Consider the following 6,202-nt stretch of genomic DNA (forward strand, 5'->3'; position numbering starts at 1 on the left):
GTCTCGTTCAGCACCTTCGCGCCGAGGCTGCCGCCGACCACCAGCACCTGCAGCGGGCCGCTGCGGCCGGCGAAGCGCTCGGCCGGCGGCGCCAGTGCCTCGATCTCGGCGCGCACCGGGTTGCCGGTCACGACGCCGAGCTTTGTCTGCTGTGCCGCCGCGCCGTCGAAGCCGAACGCGATGCGATCGGCCACCGGCAGCAGGCTCTTGTTGCTCATCAGCAGCGAGGCATCGGCATTCACCAGCATCAGCGGCTTGTTCAGCAGCGAGGCCATCAGCCCGCCGGGGAAGCAGACGTAGCCGCCCATGCCGAGCACCGCGTTGGCGCGGCGGCGGCGGATGATCTGCAGGCAGCTCCAGAACGCGCCGAGCAGGCGCAGCCCGCCGGTCAGCGTGTGCAGCAGGCCCTTGCCGCGCAACCCGCTGAACGTGATCGCATCCATCGGGATGCCGCTCGGCGGCACCAGCCGGTTCTCCATGCCGTGCGTGGTGCCGAGCCAGCTGACCGACCAGCCGCGGCTCTGCATCTCGCGCGCGACCGCGAGGCCCGGGATGATGTGGCCGCCGGTGCCGGCGGCCATCACGACGAGGTGCCTGGAGGCCGTGCTCATGCGCGCGCTCATGCCCGTCCCCCGCGCATCATCTGGCGGTTCTCGATGTCGACCCGCACCACGATCGCCAGCGCGATCAGGTTCATCAGGATCGCCGAGCCGCCGTAGCTCATCAGCGGCAGCGTCAGCCCCTTGGTCGGCAGCACGCCCAGGTTCACGCCCATGTTGATGAAGGCCTGCCCGCCCATCCAGATGCCGATGCCCTGCGCGAACAGGCCCGCGAACACGCGATCCAGCGCGACCGCCTGGCGGCCGATGTGGAACACCCGGCGCGACAGCCAGAAGAAGGCCGCGATCACGCAGGCCACGCCGATGAAGCCGAGCTCCTCGCCGATCACCGCCAGCAGGAAGTCGGTGTGCGCCTCCGGCAGGTAGTGCAGCTTCTCGACGCTCGAGCCGAGGCCCTGCCCCAGCACCTCGCCGCGCCCGAACGCGATCAGCGAATGCGACAGCTGGTAGGCCTTGCCCAGCGTGTACTTCTCGTCCCACGGGTTCAGGTACGCGAAGATGCGCTCGCGCCGCCATTCGCTGAAGGTGATCATCAGCACGAAGGCGCCGACCAGCACCGCGGTGATCAGGAAGAACATCCGCCCGTTGACGCCGCCGAGGAACAGGATGCCCATCGCGATCGCCGCGATCACCATGAAGGCGCCCATGTCCGGCTCGGCCAGCAGCAGCAGGCCCACCACCGCGACCGAGATCGCCATCGGCATCACCGCGCGGAAGAAGTTCTCCTTCACCTCCATCTTGCGCACCATGTAGTTGGCGGCATAGAGCGCGATCGCCAGCTTGGCCAGCTCCGACGGCTGGAAGTTCGTGAAGAACAGCGGGATCCAGCGCCGCGCGCCGTTGACGCCCTTGCCGACGTGCGGGATCAGCACCAGCACCAGCAGCAGCAGCGAGGCGGCGAACAGCCACGGCGCGCACTTCTCCCACAGGCTGACCGGCAGCTGCACCACCACCACCGCGGCGACCAGCGCGACGACGATCGACAGGATGTGGCGCACCAGGAAATGCGTCGGCGCATAGCGCGTGAACTTCGGGTTGTCGGGCAGCGCGACCGAGGCCGAATACACCATCACCATGCCGAGCGCGAGCAGCGCCACCACCACCCACACCAGCGGCTGGTCGAAGCCCTGCAGCTGCACCGGCTTGTTCGCCGACGCACCGGTCCAGTCGCGGATCGGCACCGACCCGTCGCGCTTGAACAGCGCTAGCACGCGCTCCTTCAGCGCGTCGAATCCGGAGCGGGCCGTTGCCGTGCTCATGCCTCGCTGCCCCCTTCCGCGGCGATCGCCCGCACCTCGTCGCAGAACACCTGCGCGCGGTGCGCGTAGTTGCGGAACATGTCCAGGCTCGCGCAGGCCGGGCTCAGCAGCACCGCATCGCCGGCGTGGGCGCGCGTGAAGGCCCAGCGCGTCGCGGCCTGCAGCGTCTCGTGGCGCTCGACCGTGATGCCCGAGCCCTGCAGCGCCTGCTCGATCGCCTCGGCATCGCGGCCGATGGTCGCGACCGCGCGCACGTGCTGGCGCACCGGCGCGAGCAGCGGGCCGAAGTCCTGGCCCTTGCCGTCGCCGCCGAGGATCATCACCAGCTGGCCGGGCGCCTTGTCGGCACCGAGCCCGTTGATCGCCGCGACCGTCGCGCCGACGTTCGTGCCCTTGCTGTCGTCGTAGGCCTCGACGCCCTCGACCAGCGCGACGAACTCGACGCGGTGCGGCTCGCCGGTGTACTCGCGCAGGCCGTGCAGCATCGGTGCGAGCGGGCAGCCGATAGCAGTCGCAAGGGCGAGCGCCGCCAGCGCGTTGGCCGCGTTGTGGCGGCCGCGCACGCGCAGCGCGTCGGCGGGCATCAGGCGCTGGATGTGCAGCTCTTCCTCCTCGACCGCGCCCTTGCCGCGGCCCTTGGGTTTGGCGGTCTCGTCGGCTTCCATCGCGCGCACCAGCCAGGCCATGCCGTTCTCGTGGACCAGGCCGAAGTCGCCGGGGCGCTTCGGCGCGTCGAGCCCGAAGCGCACGACGTGGCGCTCGATCGGCTTCGCAAAACGGCCCTTGCCCGGAAGGGGCGCCGGCACCATCGCCTCGACCGCCGGATCGTCGCGGTTGATCACCATCACCGCGGTCCTGCCGAAGATGCGCGCCTTCGCGCCGGCATAGGCCTTCATGTCGCCATGCCAGTCGAGGTGGTCCTGCGTGACGTTCAGCACCGTCGCGGCACCCGGCTCGAAGCCCTGCACGCCGTCGAGCTGGAAGCTGGACAGCTCGAGCACCCAGACCTCGGGCAGCGACTCGAACACCGGGCCGGGCGGCGGCGGCGGGATCAGGTGCGGCGGCGGGCCGCCCCCCATCGGCATCTCGACGTCGTCGGGCACCTCGGGCGGCAAGGCGGCGATCTCCTCGACCGCGGCGTCGAGCACGTCGTCACCGATCGGTTCGGTCACCGGTTCGGGCACCGGCTCCGGACCGAGCTCCACCGCCGCCACGGCGTCGCCGGTCACTTCGGCCGGCAGCGCCTCGGGCGGGCTTTCGGAGATCGCCTCGACGGCGTTCTCGATCACCGCATCGCTGACCGGATCCGTCGGCACCTCGGCCACGTCCTCGAGCGCCGCCTCGTCCGGCAGTTGCTCGACCAGTGGCGCCGGCTCGGCGTCCAGCGCCTCGGCCAGCGTCTGCAGCATCGTCGGGCCGATGTTGCCGGCGGTCGCGACGCGGCGGCCGGTGCGGGCGATCAGTTGCGAGGCCATCGCCGTCGTCGTGGTCTTGCCGTTGGTGCCGGTGATCGCGATCACGCCGGGTGCGTAGCCCCGCTCGGCCTTCAGGTCGGCGAGTGCGCGCGCGAACAGGTCGAGCTCGCCCTGCACCAGCACGCCGGTCTCGAACGCCAGCTTCAGCAGCGGCTCGACGCGCGGGTCGCGCGGCCCGAGGCCGGGGCTCTTCAGCACCAGCTTCACGCCCTGCAATTGCGCCGGCTCGAGCGGCCCGGCCAGCAACACCGCGCCGGGCACGTGCTCGGCCAGCGCCGCCGCGTGCGGCGGGTTCTCGCGCGAATCCCACACCTGCACCTGCGCGCCGAAGCGGGCGCACCAGCGCGCCATCGCGAGCCCCGATTCACCGAGGCCGAGCACCAGCACGTGGAGGTCTTTCAGGTGGTTCATCGGGCGTTCACCGCAGCTTCAGGCTGGCGAGCCCGACCAGGCACAGCAGCATCGTGATGATCCAGAAGCGCACCACGACCTGCGTCTCCTTCCAGCCCGACTTCTCGAAGTGGTGGTGCAGCGGCGCCATCTTGAAGATGCGCCGGCCCTCGCCGTAGCGCGCCTTCGTGAACTTGAACCAGGCCACCTGCAGCATCACCGACAGCGCCTCGGCGACGAAGATGCCGCCCATGATCGCGAGCACGATCTCCTGGCGCGTGATCACCGCGATGGTGCCGAGCGCGCCGCCCAGCGACAGCGCGCCGACATCGCCCATGAAGACCTGCGCCGGGTGCGTGTTGAACCACAGGAACGCGAGCCCCGCGCCGGCCATCGCCGAGCAGAAGATCAGCAGCTCGCCCGAGCCCGGGATGTACGGGAACAGCAGGTACTTCGAGTACACCGAGCTGCCGGTGACGTAGGCGAACACGCCCAGCGCCGAGCCGACCATCACGACCGGCATGATCGCGAGGCCGTCCAGCCCGTCGGTGAAGTTCACCGCGTTGCTGCTGCCGACGATCACCAGGTAGGTCAGGATGATGAAGCCGAACACGCCCAGCGGGTAGCTGATGCTCTTGAAGAACGGCACCATCAGGTCGGCCTTGGGCGGCAGGTCGTTCGAGAAGCCGCTCTGCACCCAGCGCAGGAACAGCTCCAGCACGCGCAGGTTGGAGGTCTCCGACACGCTGAACGCGAGGTACAGCGCCGCCACCAGCCCGATCAGCGATTGCCAGAAGTACTTCTCGCGCGAGCGCATGCCCTCGGGGTTCTTGTGCACCACCTTGCGCCAGTCGTCGACCCAGCCGATCGCGCCGAAGCCGAGCGTCACCAGCATCACGATCCAGACGAAGCGGTTGCTCCAGTCGAACCACAGCAGCGTCGAGATGCCGATGCCCAGCAGGATCAGCACGCCGCCCATCGTCGGCGTGCCGCTCTTCGCCAGGTGGGCCTGCACGCCGTACTCGCGGATCGGCTGGCCGATCTTCAGCGCGCTCAGGCGACGGATCACCATCGGGCCGAACGCGAGGCCGATCAGCAGCGCGGTCATCGCCGCCAGCACCGCACGCATCGTCAGGTACTGGAACACCCGCAGGAACCCGAGCTGGTCGGGGTAGGCACCCTGCAACCACTGGGCAAGACTAAGCAGCATCGTTCGATCCTCTGGTATTGCCATTGCCAGGTACTTCGGCGCCGCTGCGCTGCAGCGCGGCCACCACCTGTTCCATCTTCATGAAGCGCGAGCCCTTCACCAGCACCGCGGCACAGGCCGGGGCCGCCGGCAGCGCGGCGATCAGCGCCGCCACGTCGTCGAAGTGGCGCGCACCGGCGAAGGCCTCGGCCGCATGGCGGCTCAGCGTGCCGGCCGTCCACAGCGATTCGATGGCGCGCGCCTGCGCGAACGCGCCGATCTCGCGGTGGAAGGCCGGGCCCTGGTCGCCGACCTCGCCCATGTCGCCCAGCAGCAGCCAGCGCGGGCCGGGCAGCTGCGCCAGCACCTCGATCGCGGCACGCGCCGAATCGGGGTTGGCGTTGTAGGTGTCGTCGACCAGCGTGACCGCCTCGCCGTGCACCCGCGCGGTCTTCAGCTGCGAGCGGCCCTTGACCGGCTCGAACGCCGCCAGCCCCCGCACGATCGCCTCCAGCGGGCAACCCGCGGCCAGCGCGCAGGCGGTGACGGCCAGCGCGTTCTTCACGTTGTGGCGGCCGGCGATGCGCAGGTCGGCCGCCTGGAAGCCGGCCGGGGTGTGCAGCATCAGCGACCAGTGGTCGCCGACCCATTCGGCATCGCAGGTCACGTCGGCCGCGCCCTGCAGCGCGAAGGTGAGCGTCGGGCGCGACGCGGCCAGCGCATGCCAGACCGGCGCGTAGTCGTCGTCGGCCGGGAACACCGCGACGCCGGTCGGCGGCAGCGCCTCGATCACCGTGCCGTTCTCGCGCGCCACCGCCTCGACGGTGGCCATGAACTCCTGGTGCTCGCGCTGCGCGTTGTTGACGAGCGCGACCGTCGGCGCGGTCATCGCCGCCAGCGTGGCGATCTCGCCCGGGTGGTTCATGCCGAGCTCGACCACGCCGGCGCGGTGCCAGCAGGTGTCGTCCTGGCGCAGGCGCAGCAGCGTCAGCGGCACGCCGATGTCGTTGTTGAAGTTGCCCTGCGTCGAGAACGCCGCCTCGCCGAGCCAGGCGCGCAGCACCGACGCCAGCATCTGCGTGACGGTGGTCTTGCCGTTGCTGCCGGTCACCGCGATCAGCGGCAGCGCGCAGTGCGCGCGCCACGCGGCGGCCAGCTGGCCGAGCGCGGCCTTGCTGTCGGCCACCTGCAGGCCGGGCAGGCCGCTGCCGTCGGCGACGAGGCCGCGTTCGGCGATCGCCGCGACCGCGCCGGCGGCCCGCGCCTGCG

Annotated in this window: 5 protein-coding genes; all 5 read right to left on the reverse strand. The window is 70.7% G+C overall.

What is annotated here, in order from left to right:
- On the reverse strand, positions 1 to 611 hold a 611-nt coding region (locus AC1D01_RS16875), incomplete at its 3' end, for a glycosyltransferase (RefSeq protein ID WP_477868214.1).
- Positions 612 to 619: 8 nt separating this feature from the next.
- Positions 620 to 1,879, reverse strand: coding sequence for a putative lipid II flippase FtsW (gene ftsW / locus AC1D01_RS16880; protein ID WP_477868216.1), 1,260 nt, complete (start codon positions 1,877 to 1,879; stop codon positions 620 to 622).
- Positions 1,876 to 3,765 (reverse strand): UDP-N-acetylmuramoyl-L-alanine--D-glutamate ligase, encoded by a 1,890-nt coding sequence (gene murD, locus AC1D01_RS16885; protein ID WP_477868218.1) that lies wholly within the window; start codon positions 3,763 to 3,765, stop codon positions 1,876 to 1,878. Before murD ends, ftsW begins: the two co-directional genes overlap by 4 nt.
- A 7-nt stretch (positions 3,766 to 3,772) precedes the next feature.
- Entirely contained in the window at positions 3,773 to 4,954 is a 1,182-nt protein-coding gene (mraY, locus tag AC1D01_RS16890; RefSeq protein WP_477868220.1) for a phospho-N-acetylmuramoyl-pentapeptide-transferase, read from the reverse strand.
- Positions 4,944 to 6,202 (reverse strand): UDP-N-acetylmuramoyl-tripeptide--D-alanyl-D-alanine ligase (locus tag AC1D01_RS16895; protein WP_477868222.1); only part of this gene is annotated, 1,259 nt, incomplete at its 5' end. The genes mraY and AC1D01_RS16895, both read right to left, overlap by 11 nt.

This window comes from Rhizobacter sp. P3_B12 (genome assembly GCF_056402895.1).